The following is a 26,565-nucleotide window of genomic DNA, read 5'->3' on the forward strand; positions in this document are numbered from 1 at the left end:
ATCATCTTTAGAATATCGGTAGTCTATGCGCCAACTACGATATGTCAACAACTTTCAGTGTAGCAAGTTAACAAATGACCACAAATTATACAGACAATCTAACGTTTGACCGTAAACACATTTGGCACCCATATACTTCAATGTCAAAACCTTTACCGTCATATCATGTTGAATCAGCGCAAGGTTGCATCATTTGCCTTTCTAGCGGTGAACAATTGATAGACGGCATGTCGTCATGGTGGTCAGTATTGCATGGCTACAATCATCCGGTATTAAACAAGGCGATAACCGACCAGATGAATAAAGTCGCTCATGTTATGTTCGGTGGCTTAACCCATCAGCCTGCGGTTGAACTGTGTAGAAAGTTAGTTGAACTCACACCACAGGGGTTAGAAAAGGTGTTTTTATCCGATTCTGGCTCCGTTTCAGTGGAAGTCGCGATAAAAATGGCTTTTCAGTTTTGGCAAAGTCAAGGGGCGATGAACAAGCATAAATTAATGACGGTTAGAAATGGTTATCACGGTGATACTTTTGCCGCTATGTCAGTTTGTGACCCAGTTACCGGAATGCATCAAATTTTTGATCAGGTTTTGATGAAAAATGTCTTTGCACCAAAACCAAGTTGTGATTTTTATCAAGCTTGGCAGCCAACAAGCGCTGACGCTTTAAAAGAACTGTTTGAACAACATCATCAAGAGCTCGCTGCATTTATTATTGAACCAATAGTGCAAGGTACTGGCGGTATGAATTTTTATCATCCTGAGTACTTAACCTTGTGTCGACAATTGTGCGATCAATACCAGGTATTGCTCATTGCCGATGAAATAGCGACAGGCTTAGGACGCACAGGCAAACTATTTGCTTGTGAATGGGCAGGCATCACCCCAGATATTATGTGTATTGGTAAAACATTAACCGGTGGTTATTTAACACTCGCCGCTACCTTAACCACTGAGTATGTTGCAACGGTTATTAGCGAAGGTGAAGCCGGATGTTTTATGCACGGACCGACATACATGGGCAATCCTTTAGCATGTGCCGTGGCAAACGCTAGTATTGACATGCTCTTAGCAAATGATTGGCAAAAACAAGTAAAAGGGATAGAAGCGAGTTTAGAAAAGTTAATCATCCCGCTTGCTTCTCATTCGAGAGTTGAAAGTACACGTGTACTGGGCACAATTGGCGTTGTTCAATGCCATCATGCGGTCAATGTTGCCAATATTCAAAAACGATTCGTCGATTTAGGCGTTTGGATACGTCCGTTTAATAACCTTATTTATATAATGCCTCCGCTAATTATCAATCAACAGCAGATAGAAGCATTGGTGAGTGCGATAGCGACGGTGATAGACGAAGATGACTGCTTTAACGATTAACTTTTTTATCTGTAGATGATGAAATTAATTAAGATGTTGGTTTAGCCATTCATCTTAATGATCTCGATCATGATATATACAATCCATGCAACACAAATGAAAAACAGTAACCATAAATTGTAATGTTTATTGTCTGTTTTTCTTCGAGCTCTATAGCGGTTAAGTATTAAACTGACATAGCTTATTAATGCACTCAACCATAACATCACATACAAATAACCGGTTAATGGTGTTAACCAAAACTCTCTTATCGCTAAACCATGGTAGCGGACGACACCATAAGCAGGTTCTGGTGCAGCGTAATAAGACATGATCAGCGCAAAGGTAAATAACAGCCAACTAGCAACGGCTAAAACTTTGAGTAGAATAGTCCAGTTATCTTGCTTTTTTCTGCGCTCTGACGATGTCATCGTATTAAATTCCTAGCAATCGATTAACTTTTGAACAAAATTTTGTTTTTGTTATCGATAAACCTTAACTTTTACTTGTTAAACCCTACCAGCAAGGTAACATATCATCCCCAAAATCTAGAAGAAATTTTAACAGACAAAGAGGTTGATAATGTCAGTTATCGCTATTACTGATATCTTAGCTGGGAAATACCCAGTAAACGAAGATATAACTGTACACGGTTGGATCCGAACTCGACGTGACTCAAAAGCTGGGATCTCGTTTTTAGCTATTCATGACGGTACATGTTTCGATACCATTCAAGCTATCGTTCCTAATGAATTAGAGAATTATCAATCTGACGTTTTAAGATTAACAACAGGTGCTGCTGTTGTTGTTACAGGTAAACTTGTTGAATCTCCAGGTCAAGGTCAATCATTCGAAGTTCAAGCGAATAAAGTAGAAGTCCTCGGTTTAGTAGAAGACCCTGACACTTACCCTATGGCAGCAAAGCGCCATAGTATTGAATTTTTACGTGAACACGCTCATCTTCGTGCCAGAACAAACCTTGGTGGTGCCGTTACGCGAGTTCGCAACTGTCTTGCACAAGCCGTTCATCGTTTCTTACATGAAAAAGGTTATTTATGGGTAAGTACACCTTTGATCACGGGGAGTGATTGTGAAGGTGCCGGTGAAATGTTCAGAGTTAGTACCCTAGATTTGGAAAACCTACCTCGTGACGATAAAGGCGCGATTGATTATAAAGAAGACTTTTTTGGTAAAGAAACGTTCTTAACGGTTTCTGGACAATTAAACGTTGAAACTTATTGTTGTGCACTATCAAAGGTTTACACTTTTGGTCCAACATTTAGAGCGGAAAACTCAAACACTAGCCGTCACTTAGCTGAGTTTTGGATGATAGAGCCAGAGATTGCTTTTGCTGACCTTTCGGATGCTGCAGATCTTGCTGAAGATATGTTGAAATATGTATTCAAAGCACTGCTTGAAGAGAGAGCTGATGACATGGCGTTCTTCCAACAACGCATCGATAAGGGGGTCATTGACCGTCTTAATTCAGTGATTAACAGTGACTTTGTCCGTATGGATTATACCGACGCAATCACGATTTTGGAAAACTGTGGTAAAAAGTTCGAAAACCCAGTCTCATGGGGTGTCGACTTAAACTCTGAACACGAACGTTACCTAGCTGAAGAGCATGTTGGTGGCCCTGTTGTCCTCCAAAATTATCCGAAAGAAATCAAATCTTTTTATATGCGTTTAAACGATGACGGTAAAACTGTTGCTGCTATGGATATACTTGCACCAGGCATTGGCGAGATCATCGGTGGTAGCCAGCGTGAAGAACGTCTTGACGTATTAGACCAACGTTTGGAAGAGTTAAACTTAAGTGTTGACGATTATAGCTGGTACCGCGATTTACGTCGCTATGGTACGGTGCCTCATTCAGGTTTTGGTTTAGGTTTTGAACGTCTAGTTGCATATGCTACCGGTGTATCAAATGTAAGGGATGTGATTCCATTCCCTAGAACACCAAACAATGCTGCTTTCTAACTAATGCAACTTATGCAACATTGAAAAAAGCCCTATTTAGTAGGGCTTTTTTGTGTGTCTTGTTTAAGTACTTTATTTTATCAACAAAAGCTAAGTTAAATAAGTCACATGTGAATTAATAGCTTTGCTGCTTTTTTCAGGTAAAGGTGTTTCTACTGAACCGATGTAAAGAAAGCCAACAATCTCATCCTGCTGAGCGATATTCAATCTGTCTTTAACCAAGGTATTTAAACTTAACTCGCCTGTTCGCCACATCGCGCCGTAACCTAATGCGACACAAGCCATTTGCATGGCATGACATGCGCATCCTGCAGCAATTAACTGTTCATTAAATGGGACTTTCTCGTGAGGGGTATATCGTGTTGAAACAACGATAATCATTGGTGCTCTAAATGGCATATTAGCGGTCTTATCTATTTTTACTTGATTTGCACCATCTCGCTTTACCGCTTCAACGAACAGTTCACTTAAGGTATTTAAGCCGGATTCCTTTACCACGGTAAAATGCCAAGGGGATAAGTTGCCATGATCTGGCACACGCATACCAGCAGCCAAAATGGTGTTAAGTTCGTCATCATTTGGAGCTGGTGCAATAAGCTTGGGGTTAGACTGTCTTTTTAGTAATAGATCTACACTATTCATCGATACTCGATATTAAATGTCAAATAGGCTCTTTATGTTAAATGGTACTTGGGTTTAAGCCAATAGCGATATAGATAATAATCGAAACTAACAAAGCGCCCTGCTCCCAAACTAAGTAACGCCAATAGCATAATAAAATAGGTAGCCGCGAACTCTATACCGTTGTTTAACACAACAATACCGCCATTTTCATATAACCAATCTGTATTGCCGTGCTCTTCAAGTATATTCCTCATACGGCTAAGTTTATCTGCGGTGTCGACACTATTTTCTAAACTTTTTTCGGCTGCATCAAATCCCATCCATGAGAACACTTGAGCTGGACTGGTTGAAGGAGATGTTGGCGTTATCGCAAACCAACCATGCTGCCAATGTACGGTACTTGCTGCGACTATCATGGTGAATAGTAACGGAATAGTGACTAATCGCGTCAATAAACCTACGAGTAATAGCCATCCACCAAAAAACTCAGTCCATGCCGCCAAGTTCGCTAGTAATTCTGGAAAAGGTAAGCCTAAGCCCCACTCTTGATTCCCAAACCAATTAACTATGCTTTCATTGGCAAGAAAGTTATTAAGACCAACGGTTTCGCTCTCACTCATGCCAAGTTTGCTATAACCCGCAATAATAAAAACGGGGGCTAAATAGAGCCGAATTAAAAATGGTGTAATAACATCAACTAAAGGTAGTTTTCTGGTGGATTGTATAACAGATTGAATTAAAGACATAAAAAATGATTAGTGATTAAGGTTAACTATAAGAACTACTTTAGTTAAAATATCTTTCAATTTCCTAAAAATTGACAAATTTAGTGACAAAATTTGCTATTGTCAGTATCCATAATTCGGTAGCATACCTTTCAAAATAACTGAGAGTGACTAAAAAGCATGACAGAACAACCTAGTGGCATTAAACGTGTAGTATTTTCATTTTTCTCTTTCATCAACATAACAAGGAAAGTTATCGTAAATTTTATCTTTTTTTTAGTGCTATTCTTGTTTGTTCTCGCATTAATGGGTGACAACGACGAAATATTAATACCGAATAAAACTGCCGTTTTATTAGATTTAAATGGTGATATTGTTGAGCAAAAACAATTGGTTGATCCACTTGAAAGTTTTTTGAATGAAAGCTTTAATCAACAACCAGAAAATCCAGAGGTTTTGCTGAGCGACATACTCGATGTCATTGACGAAGCAAAATATGATGATCGGGTTAAAGTATTGGTGTTAAAGCTAGAGAAGATGAAAAGCTCTGGTATCACTAAACTCGATATTATCGGCAAGCAATTAGAGAGCTTTAAAGCGTCTGGCAAACCAATCATTGCAATCGGGGATCTGTTTACCCAAAATCAATATTACTTAGCAAGTTTTGCCGATGAAATTTGGTTAAACCCAAATGGCATGGTTTTACTTGATGGTTATGGACGATACCAACTTTATTTTAAATCAGCTTTAGAAAAACTTTCAGTTAGTTCTCATATATTTCGAGTAGGTACCTATAAGTCTGCTGTCGAACCCTACATGCGCGATAATATGTCTGTTGAAGCCAAAGAAGCAAATCAAGCGTGGCTAAGTGAGTTATGGAGTCATTACAAAGCAAGTGTTGCAGAGCGTCGCGGTTTTCCAATAACAAATTTTGATGAGGAAGCACAAAGCCTACTAACCAAATTAAAGACAGTTGACGGTAAATTTTCTCAGTATGCGTTGGAAAATAATTGGGTAGATTATTTAAAAACACGAGAGCAAGTTAATAACGACTTAACTGATTTAATCGGCACAAACAAATATAGAGCCGTTAGCTTTGAAGATTATTTAGCGGCGACTAAATTACCGTTTGAAATCACTAACCCAAATACTGACAAAGTCGCAGTTATCGTTGCCAAAGGTACAATTTTGGATGGCCACAAAAAGCCTGGCACGATCGGTGGTGACAGCACCGCAAAATTACTTAAAAAAGCGCGAAAGAACCCTAATGTTAAAGCGGTTGTATTGCGTGTTGATAGCCCTGGTGGTAGCGCATTTGCGTCAGATGTTATCAGACAAGAAGTTGAATTATTAAAACAAAATGGTAAGCCCGTTGTTGCTTCAATGGGTACCTACGCTGCATCAGGTGGTTATTGGATTTCTGCTGCAGCGGATAAAATAGTCGCTGCCCCAACGACAATTACAGGCTCTATTGGTATTTTCGGCTTTTTCATGACATTTGAAAATACGCTAGCAAAACTCGGAATTAACACCGATGGTGTCGGCACAACCGACTTTGCAGGAATGGGAGTAACAACAGGACTAGACGACGATATTAGTCAAATTTTTCAAGTCGGTATTGAAAGAGGTTATCAAGACTTTTTAGAACTTGTCGCTGAAAACCGTAAACTCACCATAAAACAGGTTGATAAAATAGCACAAGGTCGTGTTTGGACAGGCAGCAAAGCACTTGAATTAGGTTTAGTCGATCAGTTAGGTGGTTTGGAAGACGCAATAAAGGCAGCGGGTGATTTGGCGCAACTGCCCTCTTACGATACCTTGCTTATCCAACACGAACTCTCGACTAAAGACAGGTTTTATCAAAATCTTTTTGGTGAAATCGTCACCTTTTTACCAGAGCAAAATGACGTAGAAAGCGCAGGCCCTATAGAAAAAATAATCAGAGCCACATTAAAGGAATTCGCACTACTTGAGCAGCTTAATGATCCACAAGGTACTTATGCATTTTGTATAGCTTGCGAATTACCTAAATAATTAATTAGCGAATAACAAAAAATGAAAAAAAGAATTTATATCGCCTACACTGGCGGCACGATTGGGATGAAAGCAAGTAAAGATGGCTATGTTCCAATTCGCGGGCACTTGACTGAATCCATCATGAAAGAGCCAGATTTTCAGCGCGCTGAAATGCCTGAATTTACGATTAATGAATATAACCCAATCATTGATTCTTCTGACATGACACCTAATGATTGGCAGTTTATCGCAAACGATATTTATCAACATTATGATCAATATGACGGTTTCGTCGTACTTCACGGTACCGATACTATGGCCTACACTGCTTCGGCATTGTCTTTTATGTTCGAAGGGCTAACTAAGCCTATAATTGTTACTGGCTCTCAAATTCCGTTCAGTCAAATCCGCTCTGACGGACAAGAGAACTTATTGAACGCGCTATATATCGCGGCACACTATCCGATAAATGAAGTTGGCTTGTTTTTTAGCAATAAACTATTTCGCGGCAATCGATCAATTAAAGCCTATGCGGATGGTTTTGATGCCTTTGATTCGCCCAATATGCCCGCGTTGTTAGAAGCGGGAATTAGCATCAAACTTATCGCAGGTAAACTAGCCAAAGAAACGAACAAACTACCTAAACTTCATCAGATCACTCCGCAACCTGTTGGCGTAGTTCACTTGTACCCAGGTATTTCAGTTGAACTTATTAAAAATGTAATCCAACAACCGGTTAAAGCATTAATTATTAAAAGTTACGGCGTTGGTAATGCCCCCCAAAATGAAGCATTGCTAGACTGCCTAGCTCAAGCGAACCGTGATGGCATTATTATTGTTAACTGTAGCCAATGTATACGAGGCATGGTTAATATGGAAGGTTATGCAACAGGCTCGGCACTCAGTCAAATTGGCGTTATAAGTGGTAAAGATATGACGCTTGAAGCCGCATTAACCAAACTGCATTTTTTATTAAGTTTAGATCTTGCTAATCAACAAATAAAAGATTTCATGTTAGCAGATCTTCGTGGTGAATTGACTGAGTAAAGTATGAGTCGCTTTATTTTTCATCGCTGATCTAACCATAATACATTGGGTGATTTACTTAAACTGCTTTGTAAATCACCTAAATACTTTTATAAGATTGTTTATCAGATTTGAATGCCTATTTATCCCGTAGATATAACTCACCTTGGTAACATTACCATCAAAAGAAATATTTTTATCAAACGTTTAACACTAACTGTCTGTTGATAATTCTGCCAGCCCCACTCACTTCATAACTCTCGACGTTAACAACGCGCAGCTAGCAGGTTTATTGGTACAGCCGAGTTTTCGTTAGTTATTAACCACCGTTGACAACCAGCCGGTGAGAAATGGTAAAACATTTGGAGCAAAAGCTTCAGCTTGCTGTTGTTGAAATTTAATATACCAATCAAGCCCGGTTAAGTTTATGTATTCATCAGCGTTTAACAACTGATGATTGGCATTGGTAAATAAACGATAATTTAGCAGTCCGGCTTGGTTTTCCTCTTCCACTTGTTGCAACACAGACAATGTCTGCACAACATCAATATTGGTATCCTTATCCCCCAACAATACAACCATAGGTACTTTCACTTTTTCATAGGCTTCAGTTGCATCTTCATTCATATTTAAGCGAACAAAGTTAAAGCGATCTTCATCTGAAATTGGCTCTGACATATAAGGGTGATGATGTAAATCGCTGTCTTTGTATGCAGAAAAACCTTGGTTAAATAGTTGATACTCCCGATCTACTAACGCTTTAATTTCTTGTTCGGCATTAGTGTCGTTACTGGCTATTAATTTTTCGTTGATAAGACGCTGTTTCATTAAAAATATACTTTGTTGCTTCCAATTTATTGCAGGACTTACCAGCGCAATAAAGTCGATAAGAGAATTATCGATATAAGGGAAAACCCAACCAGCTTGGCTAAAGCCTAGAATTCCAATTTTGCCTATATACCCTTTCTTTCTCAGATCACGTATAACATCTTCAACTTCTTGTGCTCTATCAGTCATAGACTGAGTAAGCCAATTTCCACTCGAGCTTTCCACTCCAGGTTTATGCCAGGATACGACATTAATATTTTTGTTATTAAGTAGCTCGATAATAGGCAGATAATAGCTACTTGCATCTGCTGTAGAAGGACCATCACCATGTATCATAATCACCACAGGCTCTTCTTTTCTAAGCATTTTAGCGGTAAATACTTTTACATCCAGTTGGTTTTGCTGCGAAGATACTATCCATTCTTTTTCAGGTGTTTTTGTACTTCCACATCCAATGAACAGAAGAACTATTACACTCAGTGTTGCTATGCGAAACATATTATTTCCTTTTAAGTAAATGCTCCGAGTATAATAAACGCTTCGATTGCAAAAAACTGTTAAAAAGTTTAGTAAAAGTGTATTATTTTCAACAGGTTTTACTTGGCGACCACAGCCCAAGCCCATCCTGTAACAGGTGTGAAAGTATCCTAACAAGATTATAGGGTGTTAATTAGGCATTCACTCGTACTTCGCTAAGCTCACCTTACTGTAGCAACATTGTCTAACAAAAAAGGAAATTCAACACATGGAACTAAAATCAGTAGAAGATGTTAAAGCACTTACTGAATATCATAAGCTAGAACAGATACAACGCATCGAAAAAAAATTCATCGCTTGAGTTTTATACCGGCGATGTCCGGGTTAATACTCATGATTTTTGGATTTTGGTCTATTTGGATAGGTAATACTACTTGGTCACCGATGAATGTTATGCTGATTGCGATAACAATCTCTAGTGTTGGGCATTCAAATGTTCAACGTACCACGTTACTTAAAGAACTATTTGAACTGAAATACGGTAAGTGATTTACTGATCCCCAAGCAATTAGGGTGTAAATGGCAATGCTTTGCTAGTACAACGTTTGCCCTCAGGTAATATATGCCAGTCAGATTGATTTAGGGTCACTAACTGACCCTGAAATTAATATTCATACCGATTGACTGATTAACAGTATTAATGACTTAGCGTAGTTCAACGACACAAATTCTTTACGACAAAGCCATCAGTTCTATGCAGAACAAATTTATACTAGCCCAGTAATACCTGTTTTACTCTGTGGATCAAGACGTCATCACTTTCACTAAACTTACCTACTTTTAACCATTGCTCTAGAGCTAACTCGATTGATAATTTCGAGCCTATCTCTAGCTGAGACTGCATTAATTCAACTTGCACCTTCATGATTAAGTTAGGGTCTTCATCTGCAAATTTTTGTTCTGCTAACACTTCAACCGCAATCGTTTTTTCTAATCGTGTTTGATGTTCGGCCTCTGGCATTTCTTCAATCGAACAAAGAATTTTCTTGGTATTATTATCTAGCTGCTCAAAACCCTGACACTGTGAATAGCTTTGATCTTGCTTTATATTTTCTTCCAGAATTGAGAAAAAAATCTGCCATTGCTTATTCGCTTGTTGCTTTAACTTTTTCGTTTTAATGGCTTTTAACGTTTTTAGTTCTTTATTTATCTTATCTACTTCGGCATGGGTATTAAGATTCAGATTTTTAATTTCACTAGCAATTCTATTTAACTGCTGTTCTCCATCAGTAATCTGCTCAAGTGTTATATCGTCACTCATTAATTGAGCAACTTGCTCAACGTTTTCTTTTAAACGCTTAAGCTCTCCTTGTTCTTTTTCTTTTTGCTCTTCAATAACTTGTTGCCTGTTATTAAACACCGAATCAGTTAACGATTTAAATTCGTGCCACAATGCATGCTCAACTTTTGTTCCCGCATACCCTATTGTTTTCCATTCGGCTTGCAGAGGTTTTATTGCGTTAGCTGCATCAAACGCTTCACTATTTGCGACAATTTCTTTTGTTTTATTAATGATGAGTTGTTTGCGTTTGGCATTATCTTCATGATGTTGCTTTAATAACGTTTTTAATGGTTTTATCAACGTCGAAAACGATTTGTTTAGTGTTTGATAGTGCTTTTTGTCTACCTCTTTACAATTGCGCCAACGTTGATTGAACTTGTTAATGCTACTTTCTAATTTTTTAAAGTCTAAATCGTTAGCCGTGTTAATTTCGACAAAACGGGTAAGTTCTGAAATTAACTCCTTTCGTTGTTGCAAGTTTTTGGCTCTAAGCTGCTCTTGTTCTGCAAAAAACGTTCGACAAGGCGCAAAGGCATTTTCACAAGCTTCATTAAACGCCTGATTCAACTGTGCTTCTACTTCATCATCTGCATGGCCTAAACTATTCCATTGCTTACGAAACTGTTTAACAGCATCTGCTTGCTCTAATGGGCTATCAAGGGGCTGTTGAACAATTTTTTGTACTTTTTCTAACAGCTCTTGCTTTTTAGGGGTAGCTACATAATGCTCCCAATCAGCTATTTCATCAATTTTTTCTTGGCAATTCTCGAGCTCTTTAGACAATTGCTGTTGATGTGACGGAAGCAATGACTGATATCGTAATTTAGCCTGTTTAAAGACACCAAATGCGGGGTTGAACTTGCCATTGTCAATTAGCCTTTTAACATCAAAAAGCTTTTTACGGGTTGCTTTGAATTCCCGTTCTAGGTTTTTCAAATGAACCGAAGCTTCTTTATCCCAAGCTTGGCAAATACTGCTATGTGCATCTAATATGCTTTGCGGCAACATATTGATTGATTGCTTAACAATTTTTTGCCAATCCTCTTTCCAAAGCTGATATGTAGGATATTTTTCGACAAATGTCTCTTGGTTATTTGGCACCGAAAACTGTGACATTCTAGAAATTAAATGGGTTGCTTTGGCCACAGACTCGGCAATCTCATCTAATTGTTCAAGTTTTGCCAGTTCAGACAAAAATGCTTTTTTCAGGCGTTCTTTGTCATCATCAGACAATAAAGATTGTGCTATTTCCGCTATTTTTTTGCTTATACCATTGGCGACACTGTCTTTATCAATAGCGTTGTTTTCAAAAATAGCGGTAGAGAGCTGTTGATTAATCTCTGTTATCGCTTCTTCAAATACTTTAAGTTGTTTTACTTGATCTTGCTTTAACTGCTTCGCTATTTTTTGTTGTTCGAATAGCTCAGCTTTTTGCGCGAATATTGAGGTTAACTGACGTTCAATATCATGCCACTTATTGAGATATTGTTGTTGTATCTCTTCATCAAACACTGCAAAGTGTTCTTGTTGTGTTTGCCACTCTTGTTCTAAATCTTTGCGTTTATCTAGTACTGTTTGATAGTCGGTTTCATCTTTTAAGGCGAGATATTTTGACAAGGTTAGCTGTACTTGTTTAGCTAGCTTTTTAGGCTTCTCAATCGCCTCTTTTAGTTGCTCAAGCTTCGTCTCTAACTTCGTTTTAACCTTATTATTTTTTGTTTTTTTTACCAGTTTTTCAATTAAAGCGAAATCATCGGTTTGATCGACAATATAGTCTAGCAGCGCACTGTTAGGATGCTGTTCAAATAGCTTGGGAATGATTTGTGGTTTAGCTAAAGTTTCGAATAAGGTAATGAGTAAATTATCGTTTGTTTCTACTAATAACCATTGTTCTAGTAAGGTTGACTTTGGCTTGGTATCTAAATAAGCAAACTTATCTTCCACCGATAACAAGATGTTAGTTCTACCAAGCACAATATCTTCGACTTTTTTTTCGGCTAATTGTCGTATGTCAGCACTATCATTGTTTTGGTAAGCTTCGTACCAACTTTCAAAGCTATCAAGTTTCAATAAAGCGGCTTTTCTAACATTAATATCTGAATCACTTGAGCTTAACGTTTTTAATTTAGCTCTATCTTCTGCACGCTCAATATTTAAATCTTCAGCGATGGCTTGTAACCTGACAGGTGCTTGTTTACTTTGCCATTTTTCTTTAAACAAATTTGAAAAAATCATAAATCATCAAACCTAGCTATTGTGTCGGGGCGCTCTTTGAAGCTTTCTTTAAGCTCTCGCTTGGTTTTGGTGACGATTTCACCACTAGCACCTATGGTTAACATTTCATCCGAATTCAAATGTTTGGCTTGATACGCCATACACAATTGTAACGCCCTTTCTTGTTGCTCTTGCCCTGCTTCATTGCCCTCCGGCCACTTACCGGTTTCGGCAGCATGTTTTAATCGAAGATACATTTCTTCAGTCATATTTTCGACGATACTAGTGATATTCATTAACTATACTCTTTTATGATTTAGTACTTCGCTTTAACAAAATAAGTCGAACGCGGGTTACGATGTATAAAACAAAACCGATAATAATCGAAAAGACAGAGAGAAAATATTGCCATGTACCTGGCTCAACATTTTTCCAATAGTAAAACAAAAAACCACCACAGAATAACAACATTGCAATGAAAGATTGCGTCATTAATCGTTGTGATTTATTGATAAGATTTACGGTATTGATGTTTTTTAATTTTTCTTCATCGAGATTTTGAAGATCGATCTGACAATGGTTACACTGCTTTGCTTTATCAGAAATCTTCTTTTTACAACTCGGGCAATTAATTACTGCCATTTATCCCCCTCGATTCACTGCAAGGTATTTAATCTTTTGGTGTAATCGTTTTGAATTTTTAATTAATCGATATTCTACTAAAAAAAAGCACCCAATTGGGTGCTTTTTTAATAATTTTTGTTGTTATTTTTGTGCGTTATTTTTTAATCGATTTTTCCAGAAATCAGCATTTTTGATACCTAGTTTTTCAGGGTCAAAAGTATATACCTCGACATTTTCTTTTTGCTGTCTTTCGTAATCTCTTAATGCTTTTATTGCTGGTTTTGCCATAAAGAAAATGATCAATATACCAATGATATTTAACCATGCCATGACACCAACACCAACGTCACCCATACCCCATGCAACATCTGCCGCTTTAACGGTACCATAAAATGTTGCGGTCATAATTAGCATTTTTAAGCCAAAGGTTAACGCTGGAATCTTAAACGTACGCTTAATATACGCAACGTTGTTTTCAGCAATAAAATAGTAAGCCAAAATCGTGGTAAATGCGAAGAAGAATAACGCTAGGGCGATAAATGGTTTTCCAAATCCTTCCATCATGCTTTCAACTGCAATTTGCGTAAAAGCAGGACTATTAGCGGCAATATCACCGGCAATATTTTGAACAATAAAGCTAGCATTGCCTTCAAGCTGAACGTTATATGATTGTGTAATAAGAATCATAAATGCCGTTGCTGAACAAACAAAAAGCGTATCAATATAAACGGAAAATGCTTGAACCAAACCTTGTTGTGTTGGATGCTCTACTTCAGCAGCCGCTGCTGCATGTGGCCCAGTGCCTTGTCCAGCTTCATTAGAATAAACACCACGCTTTACACCCCAACCAATTGCAGCACCAACACCGGCCATCGGTGAAAACGCATCATCTAATATTAACCAGAGTACACTAGGTAAACGGTCATAATGAAGCGCGATAATGATACAGGCGATGATAATATAGGCCAACGCCATAAATGGTACAACAACTTGAGTAAAGCTTGCGATACGCTTCACACCACCAAAGATAATAAAACCAAGCAAGATAGCAATAAATACTGCAGTATAAATTTTGGTACTAGCGAGTGCACCAAATGCGGTATCAATAATTTCACCTGTACCAAACACCATAACAACCGCTTCACCAATACTATTTGATTGAACCGTTGGTAGTAATGCACCTGTAGCAATAATGGTCGCTATCGCAAAAATCCAAGCATACCATTTTTGCCCCATGGCTTTTTCAATATAGTACGCTGGACCACCACGATAAACACCGTCTTGATCTTCTTTATATATTTGCGCATTAGTCGATTCAATATAAGCGGTTGCCGCTCCAAAAAATGCGACCACCCACATCCAAAATACGGCACCAGGGCCTCCAAATCCTATAGCGGCTGCCACACCTGCGATGTTACCAGTACCAACTCGACCTGATAATGAAACTGCTAAGGCTTGAAATGATGAAATACCGTGTTCTGAACTTTTACCTGACAGCAATAAGCGCCACATTTCACCAAAATGTCTTACTTGAACAAAACGGGTAATAATGGAAAAAAATATTCCAGCACCTAAACAAAGGTAAATTAGTGCAGGACTCCATATAAAACTGTTGAGTGTATTAACTAACTCTGACACGTTACAACTCCTATTTATTGTTATTTTTTATCTTAAATCATCAACAAGATGATAAATGGCGGTTAATACATCTCTACCCAACAAACTACTGCGCATATCAGACCAACCGACACTATAATCTGGAAGTAAATCATTATCTTTAAATGGCATTTCTAACGTATAGGCTAAACATTTAAACTGTTCCCCTACCCAGTTAGACGCTAAGGTTAAATTTGCTTGACCTGGTTCGTCTTTATCATAACCACGCTCATCTTGGAATTCTGGTGTGATATTCATCAAGATAGCTTTAAAACTATCTTCTAATGATTTCATTTTCTCATCGTAGGATGGGATCCCTTCGCAACCAGCAACGAAGTTAACGGGTAAAGCTTCATCTCCATGAACATCAAGGTGCATATCAACACCAGTTTCGAGCATTTTTTCTCTCACTAAAAATACTTCCGGACTTTTTTCCATGGTCGGTGTTGCCCATTCTCTATTGAGGTTAACACCAGCGGCATTAGTTCTTAAATGGCCACGCACGGAACCATCTGGGTTCATATTTGGCACTAAATAGAAAACCGCCTTATTTAGCAACGCACGAGCTACCCCATCATCCTCATCAAGTAGACGATCGATAAACCCTTCCATAAACCATTCAGCCATGGTTTCACCTGGATGTTGACGAGCTGTCAACCAAATGACTTTTTTGCCTGAACCTTCTTCACCCACTTTAAGTAGTGATATATCACGACCATCCAATGTTTGCCCTAAAACTTGCAATTGACAATCAATATCTAGTTGCGCGTTGTGAATTAAGTCTTGATGACGCTCATAACTGTATGGTGCGAAATAAGCAAAATAAGTCGAATCGTATTCCGGCGTAAATCTAATGGTTAAATTTTGACCATCGAATTCTGTTGGCACTCTAAACCAGTGCTCTCTATCATAGGATGCTACGGCTTGGTAATCTTTCCATCCTTCAACATAGGCTGATTGTCCGGCATTGGTTATAGACAACACATGCTCTGTACGCTCATTATTGTGTAATTTAAAATGAAACCATTGATAAAATTCAGATTGATTATCTTTGCGTATTTCTAATTGAATATCATCAGCACTTTTTGCTGAGATAACCTTGATATTCCCGCTATCAAAATTTGATGTGATTTGCATGCAATGTATTATCTTATTGTTAGAATTAGCCCTTAAGTGTACACAAACAGAAAGCAGATCAGAAGTGTTAAAGTGATCTAATATACAATCCAATTTCAGTAGAATAACCAATAGATTTAGAAATCACCGTATTATTTTCATCTAGCACATAATAACTAGGATAGCCTTCGATTTGATAGAATTGCTTTACTCGCTCATTTCCAAAAGTTATTGGAAAGGTCAGTTGATGTTGCTGAGCAAACTCTCGCACTTCATTTTCATCAACAAAATCTAGTGCTATGGCGATAACATCAATATTTTCATTACTGATATAAAGTTGTTGTAAGTTGCTGATACTAGCATGACAAATACTGCACCAAGGAGCAAAAAAGTAGAGTACTAAACGCTTATTGCTATTGTTAACGGTAACTAATTGACTATCTAACGTCGTTAACACAAATTGCTCGCTCTGAGCACTATCTCCATAACTCAGCATGCTGGTGGTTTTTATCCATGATAGGAAAAGGAATATCCCGCCAAATACTGTTATCTGAATGACTAGATTTTTTAACACTTGTAACTTTACTCTGCTTTTTTGTCTTAGCTATCGGTAAAGACCCTTTGAACTTCGCTTTAATTGCAAAAAAAATCCGAAACATTAGTTTCGGATTCTCCATAAAGCTTATACACGATTAGCGAATATGAGTTTCGCCTTTCATGTAAGGTTGCAACACCTTAGGGATTTGAACACTACCATCTTCTTGTTGGTAGTTTTCTAACACCGCCACTAACGTTCTTCCAACGGCTAAACCTGAACCATTTAATGTATGCATAAGCTCGGTTTGCTTACTGTCATTTTGTTTATAGCGCGCTTGCATTCGACGAGCTTGAAAATCGCCCATATTTGAACAGCTAGAGATTTCCCTATAGGTGTTTTGCGCTGGAAGCCAAACTTCAATATCAAACGTTTTAGTGGCACTAAAACCAATATCACCTGAACAAAGTACTACCGTTCTGTAGGGCAACTCTAACAATTCGAGTATTTTCTCTGCGTGTCCGGTTAATTCGTCTAATGCTTCAAATGAATCTTCAGCTTTTACTAACTGGACCATTTCAACTTTATCAAATTGGTGCTGTCTAATTAGACCACGTATATCACGCCCTGAAGAACCCGCTTCACTTCGAAAACAGGGTGTGTGAGCACACATTTTTATCGGTAATTCATCCGCATTAACGATTTCGTCTCGGACTAAGTTTGTTAATGGCACTTCAGCCGTTGGAATCAAGGAAAATTGACGGTTGGCTAAGTCTGTGTGGAACAAATCTTCACCAAACTTTGGTAATTGCCCAGTACCGAACAATGATTGATGATTAACAAGGTAAGGCACATACATTTCTTGATAGCCGTGCTGTTCTGTATGCACATCTAACATGAACTGCGCTAAGGCACGATGCAATTTGGCAATTTGTCCACGCATGACAGCAAAACGCGTACCCGCTAGTTTTGCTCCACTTTCAAAGTCTAAGCCTTTATCAAGGTTAGTGGCGATATCTACGTGGTCTTTAACCTCAAAATTAAACTCTCGAGGGGTTCCCCAACGCTTAACTTCAACGTTATCGTCTTCACTTGCGCCTTGCGGAACAGATTCGTGGATCATATTAGGCATCGCACTGACTAAGGCATCAATTTTTTCCATCACCTCGGCTTGCTCTTGCTTAGCTTGCTCTAATTCTTCACCAAGTTGACTAACCTCAGCCAGCAACGGCTGTATATCTTCGCCGCGAGCTTTTGCTTGACCAATTGATTTTGAACGCGTATTTCTTTGGTTTTGCAGCTCCTGCGTCTTTACTTGAATCACTTTACGTTGTTCTTCAAGTGCATTAAACGCCTCTACGTCTATAGTAAAACCACGTTGCGCTAAGTTTGCCGCTACGTGTTCAATATCTGTTCTTAAAAGTTTTGGATCAAGCATGATGTTTTATTTCTTTTTACTGTCTTTTAATTGTCTAGGACTTTACTTATTTAATAAGGTCACGAAATACAGGCCAATACCTGCGGCGAAAATACATAAACTTACATTCAATAAAACGTTTAAAACCGCTTTAAAAATATCACCTTGTTGTAATAGCAACAAGGTATCCAATGAGAATGTAGAAAACGTAGTAAAAGCGCCAAGAAAGCCTATACCGATTAACGTACGATAAATGCTAACTTCTATGACACCTTGTTCTATTAACCCGTATAGAATGCCCATTGTTAATGAGCCGCAAATATTAACCGCCAACGTCGCAAAAGGGAATCCTTTTCCTAACCAATTTAACATTAAATCAGAAATATAAAACCTTAAACTGGCCCCGAAAGCACCACCGATAGCGACCATAGTGTAAATGATAATGCTAGGAGTAGCGTTTTGCATTACTGTGCCTATTGAGCTGAGTTAAATAATCGAGTTTTTCTTTAAGCTGTTTCTCTAACCCTCGCTCAGAGGGTTGATAAAATTGTGTATGTTGTATTTCTTCAGGGAAATAGCACTCCCCAGCAGCATAGGCGTTTGGTTCGTTATGAGCATACCGATAACCCTCTCCATGCCCGAGTTCTTTAGTGATCTTACTGGTCGAGTTCCTTAAATGAAATGGAACCTCTAGGTGCGACGTTTCTTGTGCTAATGCTTTAGCATGGTTAAACGCTAAATAGACGGCATTGCTCTTAGGTGCTAACGCTAAATAAACACTCGCTTGTGCGATAGCTCGCTCCCCTTCAGCAGGTCCGACTCTATGATAAGTGTCAAAGGCATTGATTGCTAGTTGCATTGCTCTAGGGTCGGCATTGCCAATATCTTCACTGGCGATAGCCAATAACCTCCTTGCAACATAAAGTCCATCACCGCCACCTGCAAGAATTCTAGCATACCAGTATAACGCAGCGTCAGGATCTGAGCCACGAACTGACTTATGAAAAGCACTGATAAGGTCGTAAAATGCATCACCATTTTTATCGTATAGCGCTACTTTACTTCCTGCTACATCTTTAATTTGTTGGGCGGTTATTGACACTTGGCCGATTTTTGTAGTGTTTAGATTAATACAGCCTTCGAGTAAATTTAATAACCGGCGGGCATCACCATTAGCTAGCGCAATAAGCTGAGCCAAATCTTTATTATTTATTGTAACGTCAAGTTCTTGTTGAACCGCCAAATAAGCTTTGGCGTTGTTATAAACTGTAGTTAGCTCTTCATCTGATAACTTGTTTAGCGTATAAACACTAGCGCGAGACAAAATGGCGCGGTTTAATTCAAACGCAGGGTTTTCAGTGGTTGCCCCTATAAATATTATCGTGCCGTCTTCTATATGAGGTAAAAACGCGTCTTGTTGGCTTTTATTGAAGCGATGAACTTCATCAACGAATAACACCGTTTTTCTCTGCCGGTTAACCAATCTTTGCTTGGCATTATCTATTGCTAAACGAATTTCCTTAATGCCCGACGTAACGGCTGAAAGACGTTCAATATCTGCTTCCGCGTGCTGGGCAATAATTTCAGCTAGCGTTGTTTTACCTGTTCCTGGCGGCCCCCAAAAGATAACTGACTGACAACGCCCCGTTTCTATCGCTTGGCGAAGCGGCATTCCTTTACCTAGTATGTGTGCCTGGCCAACATATTGTGATAATGTTTTAGGGCGCAATTTCGCTGCTAAAGGCTGATTTTGATCAGTTGTATGAAAGTCTAACTGATAATTGGCCTCACCTTTGGTCATCTATCTCCACTCCAGTAGGTGGTTCAAAATGGAAGTTTTTTTTGTCTATTGGCTGATGATAAATAACATTACTAAGCTTGATTATGCTTGCCTGGCCTGAAGAATCAATCATAGTAAACTGCTCTATTTGATAACTTGTCTGATCTTTAAAAGTCAGCTCTAGTGATTGTACACGACTATTGTCATCTTTAGGTGTGATCAAATAGCCACGTTCATTGGATTGTTGCACATGGTATTGTTGCCATATGCTGTCATCTACGCTAGTTAACAATAATATTGGTGTATTAGCTACCGATGCATCTATCGTATAAACCGTTGCTTGTTCTACGAATGGGTCGTACAACCACAAGTTGTCTCCGTCAGATACAATTAACGTTTCTTCTGGAGACAAAGTATGCCAATTTACTAAATTTGGTTGGCTTACTTTTAACGTGCCATTTGCGGTCTGAATAATATTACCTTCGTCGTCTATAACCTGCTGAGTAAACTCACCACTAAACTGTTTTACTTGTTGTAGTTTGTGTTTTAACGCTTCGCTGACACTGCTGATCACTTTTAACTCAACAGTACTATCAGGCATCTCTTGTGCGGCGCTTGATAAATGAATGCAAGACATCACAGTGGCTACAAATATAAGCGATTTACTTTTCAATTTATTATTCCTTGATAGGTGGTGGTGCGAGTACTTCACGAGCACCATTATTACCTGGTGTAGTTACGACCCCCTGTTGCTCCATTTGTTCAACAATTCGAGCGGCACGATTGTAACCAATTCTGAATTTACGTTGGATACTCGATATTGATACCCGTCGAGTTTCTGTGACAAACATTAATGCCTCATCGTAGAGGGTATCTAAATCAGAATCGTCACCTTCTGCCGTTTCTCCCGGTAATAATATGTCTTGTTCATTTTCCCCTGATAGGATTTCTTCAACATAATTAGGTTCGCCTCTAGATTTCCAGTCATTTACTACAGCATGTACTTCATGATCATCAATAAAAGCACCATGAACTCGCGTAGGTAATCCGGAACCTGGCGGCAAATAAAACATATCCCCATAACCAAGCAGTTGTTCAGCCCCTTGTTGATCTAGGATGGTACGAGAATCTATTCTAGAAGAAACTTGTAATGCCATTCGAGTGGGTATGTTAGCTTTAATTAAGCCGGTAATTACATCTACTGAAGGGCGCTGGGTAGCTAAAATCAAATGTATACCTGCAGCCCTTGCTTTTTGCGCAATACGAGCAATTAATTCTTCAACTTTTTTGCCCACTATCATCATCATATCGGCAAATTCATCAACAACAACGACAATACTGGGCAGTTTCTCTAAAACAGGAGGCGTTTGATCTAATCCATCGCTTGGCTGCCAAAGTGGGTCAAGAATAGGTTCACCATTTTTTGCCGCTTGCTTAATTTTTTGATTGTACCCTTTTAAATTTCTAACCCCTAACGACGACATGACTTTATAGCGGCGTTCCATTTCACCAACACACCAACGCAAAGCATTGGCGGCTTCTTTCATATCAGTGACAACTTCAGATAATAAGTGCGGGATTCCTTCATAGACAGACAACTCCAACATTTTGGGGTCAATCATAATCATACGAACATCTTCAGGCGTTGATTTATAAAGCAAACTGACAATCATGGTATTAACAGCAACGGATTTACCAGATCCTGTTGTACCTGCAACCAACAGATGCGGCATTTTTGCTAAGTCGACCACAACAGGCTCACCCGCAATATCTTTGCCTATGGCCATGGTTAAAGAGGACGATGACTTGTCAAAATCTTCACAGGCTAACACTTCCCTTAAATAAACGATTTCTCTATGTTTATTTGGAAGCTCAAGGCCAATGACCGACTTTCCAGGAATTACTTCGACAACACGAACGGCTTTTGCTGATAATGAACGAGCCAGATCTTTTGATAAATTAGATATTTTATTGACCTTAACACCAGGTGCTAAATCTAACTCAAATCTAGTAATAACTGGACCAGGATAAACAGCAACAACGTCTGCCTTAACACCAAATTCAGCTAATTTTGCTTCTACCAAACGACTAACTTGCTCTAATTGTTCTTCATCTATTGGGTTTTCAGCTTTATCAGGTCGATCGAGCAGCTCAATTGAAGGCATAACGATTTCTTCATCTTGACTACTACTTTCTTTAACTTTTGTTTTAGGTTTACTAACCTCTATCTTTTCAACATTTTCAAAAGCAGCACTAATTTCTTCGTCACTAACGCGCTCTTGAACATTGATGGTTAGTGGTTCTTCCATCAAATCATCGATATTGATAAAGGGTTCAATATCTTCATCCCTTTGGAAGGGGGAATCATTCTTACTTGCTGAAATAATGTCATCCGAATCTTGCTGGCCAATAGCAGAGAACGCTTGGTGAACGTCTTGTTGGTCAACTTGCCCTACTTGGCCAGCTAACGGCTTAGATTCACCTTTAATATTGTAGTGTTTTTCATCGTCACTGGATGATGTTTTAACTTTCTTTGGTCTACTATCAAATGTTTGCTTAATTAACGGCGGTAACTTTGCTAAATACAATGCCGCTAAAATTGTATATTCGCCAAGCCCATCAATTAACTTTATTAACGAAATACCAGTTACTAAAACAAAGCCACTGAGCACTAGTGTCAGAAAGAGCAAGGTACTACCAACAAAAGATAAATAAGGTACGATTGCGTTGCTGATAAGATCGCCTAAAATACCACCTGCAGAGAAATAAAAGATATCATCAAAATTCATACTTGAAATTGCAGTAATTCCTAAATAGAACATGATGAAACCTAATAGTTTTAAACCTAAGGTTAAATAATCTAATTGGATGAGTTGATAATATTTTTGAAACAGCAGCCAGCCAATAATAGCGACAACAAATGGCAAGGTATAAGCAATAATACCGAAGACGTTTAACAATAAATCAGAAAGGTATGCACCGACAGCTCCACCAAGATTGCGAACCGGCGTTTGATAACCTGTTTGCGACCAACCAGGATCTGCTGGATCAAAACTAAATAAAGCCAACATTAGGAACATAGCAAACACACAAGAAACCAATAATCCGGCTTCTAGCATGCGTTGTACCCCATTAAGTTTTGCAGGTGTGGAAATATCAGACAAAAGGACCACCGAGTAAATTTTTATTATTAGTTCTAAAATAACAAACTATAGCGTGCAATAAAATGGTTTAACGTTTAATTGGTAATATATTAGTCGATTTCACTTCTTCCATTACCACATAAGTTCTACTTTCTGATACCGCGGGTAAGGTTAGTAATGTATCTCCGAGTAATTCTCGATAAGCTGCCATGTCAGCGACCCTTGTTTTTAGCAAAAAGTCAAAATCACCAGATACAAGGTGGCACTCTTGTATTACTTCGAGTTCCCTTACCGCTTTTGAAAATTCATCAAAAACATCTGGACTTGTTTTTGTCAGTGTAATTTCAACGATAACCAACAATGCAGCATTAAGTTTCTGTGGGTTTAGTGTCGCTTGATACCCTAAAATATATTTTTCTTTTTCGAGTTTTTTAACGCGCTCTAAACAGGGAGTTGGACTTAGCCCCACCCTTTTGGCCAATTCTACGTTAGATATACGCCCATTTCTTTGTAATTCAAAAAGGATATTTTTATCAATACGATCTAACGCTTTAAAGTGTTTATCCAATTTATTTATCTCTAAAAACTAAACTATTTTTAGCATATTATCTCGTTCAGGGTAAAAATACGATAGGTTATTTTTCAAAACACCAACTATACTAGCCGCAAATTTCATAAGAGAGAATTACAACATGATAATTGGCGTACCTAAAGAAATTAAAAATCACGAATATCGAATAGGCCTTACACCAGCAGGTGTTAAAGAACTTATCGTAAATGGTCACGAAGTGATTGTTGAAAATAATGGTGGTGCAGCAATTGGCTTTGACAATGAGCAATACATTGCCGCTGGTGCAAAGATAATCGAAAAAGCAGAAGAGATTTTTGCGACTGCCGATATGATTATTAAAGTTAAAGAACCTCAACCTAATGAATGTAAAATGTTGAGACCTGGTCAAGTATTATTCACTTACCTTCACTTAGCACCAGATCCAACTCAAACAGAATTATTAGTAGCTTCAGGCGCTACATGTATTGCGTACGAAACAGTGACATCTCCAGCAGGTGGATTGCCGCTACTTGCTCCAATGTCTGAAGTTGCAGGTCGTATGTCTATTCAAGCGGGTGCCCATGCATTAGAAAAAGCTCAAGGTGGTTTAGGTGCATTATTAGGTGGTGTCCCCGGAGTAGCTCCGGCAAAAGTATTAATTATTGGTGGTGGCGTTGTTGGTACACAAGCAGCACGAATGGCAGTAGGTATGGGGGCTGATGTAACCATTTTAGACCGCTCTTTACCGCGTTTACGTCAATTAGACGCAGAGTTTGATGGCCGCTTAAAGACCGTATACTCGACTGCCGATGCCATGGATCAATTAATTGTAGATGCTGATTTAGTTATTGGTGCGGTATTAATTCCAGGAGCGGCTGCACCTAAATTAGTCACCAAAGAACACATCAAGATGATGAAACAAGGTGCTGTAGTAGTTGACGTAGCTATTGACCAAGGTGGATGTTTTGAAACATCAAAAGCAACAACGCATCAAGATCCTACTTATGTGGTAGATGGCGTCGTGCATTATTGTGTAGCAAACATGCCTGGTGGTGTTGCTAGAACCTCAACGTTAGCCTTAACTAATGCGACAATGCCTTTCACAGTAGCACTTGCTAATAAAGGCGCTAAACAAGCGATGTTAGACGATGTTCACTTAATGAACGGCTTAAACGTACTTGGTGGCAAAGTGACTTATAAAGAAGTTGCTGAAGTGCTTGGTTATGAATACATTGCGCCAGAAGCCGCTATCGCGACTTTATAGTTAGCAAACTTAGTTAAGCTTTAAGGCCGCACTTTTCTAAGCGGCCTTTTTTATTTCACCATAAAATTCGTAAAAAATACTGTGCAGATTAGACATTTCTTTAACTTCACTCGCTAAAAAGTTGTTTTACCCCCTTGAGATTATTACGTAGAATCCCAATCAAGTAGTAAACTTATATTTTCTCATCTTTATTTGGAGCAGTTCATGAGCGACGCAAGACATTGCCCTTTACTTATCTTAGGTTCAGGCCCAGCTGGATATACAGCAGCTGTTTACGCAGCACGCGCAAATTTAAAGCCAGTAATGATCACCGGTATGCAACAAGGCGGACAACTTACCACCACAACTGAAGTAGAAAACTGGCCTGGTGATGCTAACGATTTGACTGGACCAGCGTTAATGGAGCGTATGCAAGCTCATGCAGAAAAATTTGATACAGAGATTATTTTTGATCACATTGAATCAGTGGATTTTTCATCTCGCCCGTTCAAATTAACTGGTAATAGCGAATATACTTGTGACGCGCTAATTATTTGTACTGGTGCAAGTGCGCAGTACTTAGGTTTACCTTCAGAACAAGCGTTTATGGGTAAAGGTGTTTCAGCCTGTGCAACTTGTGATGGTTTCTTCTATAAAAATCAAAAAGTAGCTGTGGTTGGTGGTGGTAATACTGCAGTTGAAGAAGCATTGTATTTATCAAACATTGCTTCAGAAGTACATTTAATTCATCGTCGTGATACTTTCCGTAGTGAAAAAATCTTAACTGATCGTCTGATGGATAAGGTAGAAAATGGTAACATCACGCTTCATTTAGATCGTACTCTTGATGAAGTACTAGGTGATAACATGGGAGTTACCAGTTTACGGATCAAAGATACCCAATCAGACGCAACTGAAGAAATACCGGTATCTGGTGTATTTATTGCGATCGGTCACAAACCTAATACTGATATTTTTAAAGGCCAGTTAGACATGAAAGATGGTTATTTAACGATTAACAGTGGTACTAATGGCAATGCGACGCAAACGAGCGTAGAAGGCGTATTTGCTGCTGGCGATGTTGCTGATCATATATATCGTCAAGCAATTACCTCAGCTGGTGCAGGTTGTATGGCAGCTCTAGATGCGGAGCGTTACCTAGACGCTAAAAAATAAACGACTATGTCGCTTCCATTAACATGGCTAGAGCATAATAATCTAAATTTTCCACCGTTAGAACAAGCTCTAGCCGAACCCAATGGGTTATTAGCGGTTGGTGGCAACTTATCCGTTGAAAGGCTTAAGGTAGCCTATAACTTAGGTGTTTTCCCTTGGTTCAATCAAGGGGAACCCATATTATGGTGGTATCCATCGACGCGAGCCGTGATTCTAACCAATGCACTGCACGTTAATAAAACCACGCGTAAATTTCTAAAGAAATCACCTTACCAAATTAGCATCAATAAAGCGTTTGATGAGGTAATTCAAAACTGTTCAAATGCGCCATTTAGAAAAGAAGGCACTTGGATAAGCCCTATGATGAAAAAGGCCTATATTCAATTGCATCAGCATGGCTATGCTCACTCTATAGAGATCTGGGATAATTCTCGCTTAGTTGGTGGATTATACGGTGTAGCCATTAATGGCTTCTTTTCGGGAGAGTCGATGTTTTATCAAAAAGATAATGCTTCAAAACTCGCGCTCATTGCACTGAATCACTTGTTACGCCAAGCAAATATTCCAATGATCGATTGCCAGTTAAACAATCATTTTCTCGCAAGTATGGGATGCGACGAGATATCATTGGATAAATTTTGTCAGCTAAAGCAACAAGCGTTGTCGATTGTATTACCCACTACATTTTGGCTTCCAAGATATTTATCTCTTAACGAACTTAGCTATAATTAAATT

24 protein-coding genes are annotated in these 26,565 nt (G+C 38.7%); 8 read left to right on the plus strand and 16 right to left on the minus strand.

From position 1 onward, the window contains the following. Positions 1-74 precede the first annotated feature (74 nt). The gene (gene bioA / locus ACSLUH_RS05160; protein ID WP_448565240.1) at positions 75-1,376 is read left to right on the plus strand and encodes an adenosylmethionine--8-amino-7-oxononanoate transaminase; all 1,302 of its coding nucleotides are present in this window, start codon (positions 75-77) and stop codon (positions 1,374-1,376) included. Positions 1,377-1,417: 41 nt separating this feature from the next. Here bioA and ACSLUH_RS05165 read toward each other — a convergent pair whose 3' ends face one another. Next, positions 1,418-1,786 (minus strand): hypothetical protein, encoded by a 369-nt coding sequence (locus ACSLUH_RS05165; protein ID WP_448565241.1) that lies wholly within the window; start codon positions 1,784-1,786, stop codon positions 1,418-1,420. A 151-nt stretch (positions 1,787-1,937) separates the two neighbouring features. Between ACSLUH_RS05165 and asnS the strand changes: the two genes are divergently transcribed. Further along, positions 1,938-3,338 carry an asparagine--tRNA ligase gene (gene asnS / locus ACSLUH_RS05170; RefSeq protein WP_448565242.1) on the plus strand — a complete coding sequence of 467 codons (1,401 nt, stop codon included), beginning with the start codon at positions 1,938-1,940 and terminating at the stop codon, positions 3,336-3,338. A 90-nt stretch (positions 3,339-3,428) separates the two neighbouring features. Here the strand turns inward: asnS and ACSLUH_RS05175 are convergent, their stop codons facing one another. Together ACSLUH_RS05175 and ACSLUH_RS05180 are read right to left on the minus strand one after the other, a co-directional pair. Then, a complete protein-coding gene (locus ACSLUH_RS05175) occupies positions 3,429-3,980 on the minus strand; it encodes an NAD(P)H nitroreductase (protein WP_448565243.1) in 552 nt (183 codons plus the stop codon). 32 nt (positions 3,981-4,012) lie between these two features. Next, entirely contained in the window at positions 4,013-4,708 is a 696-nt protein-coding gene (locus ACSLUH_RS05180) for an HvfX family Cu-binding RiPP maturation protein (RefSeq protein WP_448565244.1), read from the minus strand. A 159-nt stretch (positions 4,709-4,867) separates the two neighbouring features. On the opposite strand from ACSLUH_RS05180, the gene sppA reads away from it, so the two are divergent. Together sppA and ansA are read left to right on the plus strand one after the other, a co-directional pair. After that, complete coding sequence (gene sppA / locus ACSLUH_RS05185) at positions 4,868-6,721, plus strand: signal peptide peptidase SppA (RefSeq protein ID WP_448565245.1); 1,854 nt, start codon at positions 4,868-4,870, stop codon at positions 6,719-6,721. A gap of 21 nt (positions 6,722-6,742) precedes the next feature. Then, positions 6,743-7,750, plus strand: a complete 1,008-nt coding sequence (ansA, locus tag ACSLUH_RS05190) for an asparaginase (RefSeq protein WP_448565246.1) — start codon at positions 6,743-6,745, stop codon at positions 7,748-7,750. Positions 7,751-8,041: 291 nt separating this feature from the next. Here the strand turns inward: ansA and ACSLUH_RS05195 are convergent, their stop codons facing one another. Further along, a complete protein-coding gene (locus ACSLUH_RS05195; RefSeq protein ID WP_448565247.1) occupies positions 8,042-9,055 on the minus strand; it encodes an alpha/beta hydrolase family protein in 1,014 nt (337 codons plus the stop codon). 372 nt (positions 9,056-9,427) lie between these two features. On the opposite strand from ACSLUH_RS05195, the gene ACSLUH_RS05200 reads away from it, so the two are divergent. Then, a complete protein-coding gene (locus ACSLUH_RS05200) occupies positions 9,428-9,583 on the plus strand; it encodes a hypothetical protein (RefSeq protein WP_448565248.1) in 156 nt (51 codons plus the stop codon). 223 nt (positions 9,584-9,806) lie between these two features. On the opposite strand, the gene ACSLUH_RS05205 is transcribed toward ACSLUH_RS05200, so the two are convergent. The 12 genes from ACSLUH_RS05205 to lrp all read right to left on the minus strand — a co-directional run bounded on the left by ACSLUH_RS05205 (position 9,807) and on the right by lrp (position 23,429). Next, positions 9,807-12,611, minus strand: a complete 2,805-nt coding sequence (locus ACSLUH_RS05205; RefSeq protein ID WP_448565249.1) for a DUF349 domain-containing protein — start codon at positions 12,609-12,611, stop codon at positions 9,807-9,809. Next, positions 12,608-12,886, minus strand: a complete 279-nt coding sequence (locus tag ACSLUH_RS05210) for a YeaC family protein (RefSeq protein ID WP_448565250.1) — start codon at positions 12,884-12,886, stop codon at positions 12,608-12,610. Before ACSLUH_RS05210 ends, ACSLUH_RS05205 begins: the two co-directional genes overlap by 4 nt. A 13-nt stretch (positions 12,887-12,899) precedes the next feature. Continuing rightward, complete coding sequence (locus ACSLUH_RS05215) at positions 12,900-13,232, minus strand: hypothetical protein (RefSeq protein ID WP_448565251.1); 333 nt, start codon at positions 13,230-13,232, stop codon at positions 12,900-12,902. Positions 13,233-13,355: 123 nt separating this feature from the next. Continuing rightward, complete coding sequence (locus ACSLUH_RS05220) at positions 13,356-14,852, minus strand: alanine/glycine:cation symporter family protein (protein WP_448565252.1); 1,497 nt, start codon at positions 14,850-14,852, stop codon at positions 13,356-13,358. 27 nt (positions 14,853-14,879) lie between these two features. Beyond that, positions 14,880-16,007, minus strand: a complete 1,128-nt coding sequence (locus ACSLUH_RS05225) for a M14 family metallopeptidase (protein ID WP_448565253.1) — start codon at positions 16,005-16,007, stop codon at positions 14,880-14,882. Between the two features lie 67 nt (positions 16,008-16,074). After that, positions 16,075-16,560: a TlpA family protein disulfide reductase gene (locus tag ACSLUH_RS05230; protein WP_448565254.1), complete on the minus strand. Its 486-nt coding sequence runs from the start codon at positions 16,558-16,560 to the stop codon at positions 16,075-16,077. A gap of 118 nt (positions 16,561-16,678) precedes the next feature. Beyond that, the gene (gene serS / locus ACSLUH_RS05235; RefSeq protein WP_448565255.1) at positions 16,679-17,959 is read right to left on the minus strand and encodes a serine--tRNA ligase; all 1,281 of its coding nucleotides are present in this window, start codon (positions 17,957-17,959) and stop codon (positions 16,679-16,681) included. A 42-nt stretch (positions 17,960-18,001) separates the two neighbouring features. Then, a complete protein-coding gene (gene crcB, locus ACSLUH_RS05240; protein WP_448565256.1) occupies positions 18,002-18,403 on the minus strand; it encodes a fluoride efflux transporter CrcB in 402 nt (133 codons plus the stop codon). Continuing rightward, a complete protein-coding gene (locus ACSLUH_RS05245; protein WP_448565257.1) occupies positions 18,384-19,739 on the minus strand; it encodes a replication-associated recombination protein A in 1,356 nt (451 codons plus the stop codon). Before ACSLUH_RS05245 ends, crcB begins: the two co-directional genes overlap by 20 nt. Next, entirely contained in the window at positions 19,726-20,391 is a 666-nt protein-coding gene (gene lolA, locus ACSLUH_RS05250; protein WP_448565258.1) for an outer membrane lipoprotein periplasmic chaperone LolA, read from the minus strand. The genes ACSLUH_RS05245 and lolA overlap by 14 nt, the downstream gene beginning before the upstream one ends. Before the next feature lie 4 nt (positions 20,392-20,395). After that, positions 20,396-22,837: a DNA translocase FtsK gene (locus tag ACSLUH_RS05255; RefSeq protein WP_448565460.1), complete on the minus strand. Its 2,442-nt coding sequence runs from the start codon at positions 22,835-22,837 to the stop codon at positions 20,396-20,398. Positions 22,838-22,949: 112 nt separating this feature from the next. Then, positions 22,950-23,429 carry a leucine-responsive transcriptional regulator Lrp gene (gene lrp / locus ACSLUH_RS05260; RefSeq protein ID WP_448565259.1) on the minus strand — a complete coding sequence of 160 codons (480 nt, stop codon included), beginning with the start codon at positions 23,427-23,429 and terminating at the stop codon, positions 22,950-22,952. A gap of 124 nt (positions 23,430-23,553) precedes the next feature. Here lrp and ald point away from each other — a divergent pair, with 124 nt between their 5' ends. The 3 genes from ald (at position 23,554) to aat (ending at position 26,562) form a co-directional block, all read left to right on the plus strand. Then, positions 23,554-24,675 (plus strand): alanine dehydrogenase, encoded by a 1,122-nt coding sequence (ald, locus tag ACSLUH_RS05265; protein WP_448565260.1) that lies wholly within the window; start codon positions 23,554-23,556, stop codon positions 24,673-24,675. A gap of 204 nt (positions 24,676-24,879) precedes the next feature. Beyond that, on the plus strand, positions 24,880-25,830 hold the full coding sequence (gene trxB, locus ACSLUH_RS05270) for a thioredoxin-disulfide reductase (protein ID WP_448565261.1): 951 nt from the start codon (positions 24,880-24,882) through the stop codon (positions 25,828-25,830). Positions 25,831-25,836: 6 nt separating this feature from the next. Then, complete coding sequence (aat, locus tag ACSLUH_RS05275) at positions 25,837-26,562, plus strand: leucyl/phenylalanyl-tRNA--protein transferase (RefSeq protein ID WP_448565262.1); 726 nt, start codon at positions 25,837-25,839, stop codon at positions 26,560-26,562. Positions 26,563-26,565 lie beyond the last annotated feature (3 nt).

The organism is Thalassotalea ganghwensis, assembly GCF_053485795.1.

What these genes read in the sequence shown, in the direction of transcription:
- bioA (WP_448565240.1), top strand. Translation starts at nt 75, where the DNA reads ATGACCACAAATTATACAGACAATCTAACGTTTGACCGTAAACACATT.
- ACSLUH_RS05195 (WP_448565247.1), bottom strand. Translation starts at nt 9,055, where the DNA reads ATGTTTCGCATAGCAACACTGAGTGTAATAGTTCTTCTGTTCATTGGA.
- crcB (WP_448565256.1), bottom strand. Translation starts at nt 18,403, where the DNA reads ATGCAAAACGCTACTCCTAGCATTATCATTTACACTATGGTCGCTATC.
- serS (WP_448565255.1), bottom strand. Translation starts at nt 17,959, where the DNA reads ATGCTTGATCCAAAACTTTTAAGAACAGATATTGAACACGTAGCGGCA.
- sppA (WP_448565245.1), top strand. Translation starts at nt 4,868, where the DNA reads ATGACAGAACAACCTAGTGGCATTAAACGTGTAGTATTTTCATTTTTC.
- trxB (WP_448565261.1), top strand. Translation starts at nt 24,880, where the DNA reads ATGAGCGACGCAAGACATTGCCCTTTACTTATCTTAGGTTCAGGCCCA.
- ansA (WP_448565246.1), top strand. Translation starts at nt 6,743, where the DNA reads ATGAAAAAAAGAATTTATATCGCCTACACTGGCGGCACGATTGGGATG.
- ACSLUH_RS05255 (WP_448565460.1), bottom strand. Translation starts at nt 22,837, where the DNA reads ATGCTAGAAGCCGGATTATTGGTTTCTTGTGTGTTTGCTATGTTCCTA.
- ACSLUH_RS05225 (WP_448565253.1), bottom strand. Translation starts at nt 16,007, where the DNA reads ATGCAAATCACATCAAATTTTGATAGCGGGAATATCAAGGTTATCTCA.
- ACSLUH_RS05175 (WP_448565243.1), bottom strand. Translation starts at nt 3,980, where the DNA reads ATGAATAGTGTAGATCTATTACTAAAAAGACAGTCTAACCCCAAGCTT.
- ald (WP_448565260.1), top strand. Translation starts at nt 23,554, where the DNA reads ATGATAATTGGCGTACCTAAAGAAATTAAAAATCACGAATATCGAATA.
- ACSLUH_RS05165 (WP_448565241.1), bottom strand. Translation starts at nt 1,786, where the DNA reads ATGACATCGTCAGAGCGCAGAAAAAAGCAAGATAACTGGACTATTCTA.
- aat (WP_448565262.1), top strand. Translation starts at nt 25,837, where the DNA reads ATGTCGCTTCCATTAACATGGCTAGAGCATAATAATCTAAATTTTCCA.
- ACSLUH_RS05210 (WP_448565250.1), bottom strand. Translation starts at nt 12,886, where the DNA reads ATGAATATCACTAGTATCGTCGAAAATATGACTGAAGAAATGTATCTT.
- asnS (WP_448565242.1), top strand. Translation starts at nt 1,938, where the DNA reads ATGTCAGTTATCGCTATTACTGATATCTTAGCTGGGAAATACCCAGTA.
- ACSLUH_RS05245 (WP_448565257.1), bottom strand. Translation starts at nt 19,739, where the DNA reads ATGACCAAAGGTGAGGCCAATTATCAGTTAGACTTTCATACAACTGAT.
- ACSLUH_RS05205 (WP_448565249.1), bottom strand. Translation starts at nt 12,611, where the DNA reads ATGATTTTTTCAAATTTGTTTAAAGAAAAATGGCAAAGTAAACAAGCA.
- ACSLUH_RS05215 (WP_448565251.1), bottom strand. Translation starts at nt 13,232, where the DNA reads ATGGCAGTAATTAATTGCCCGAGTTGTAAAAAGAAGATTTCTGATAAA.
- ACSLUH_RS05200 (WP_448565248.1), top strand. Translation starts at nt 9,428, where the DNA reads ATGATTTTTGGATTTTGGTCTATTTGGATAGGTAATACTACTTGGTCA.
- ACSLUH_RS05180 (WP_448565244.1), bottom strand. Translation starts at nt 4,708, where the DNA reads ATGTCTTTAATTCAATCTGTTATACAATCCACCAGAAAACTACCTTTA.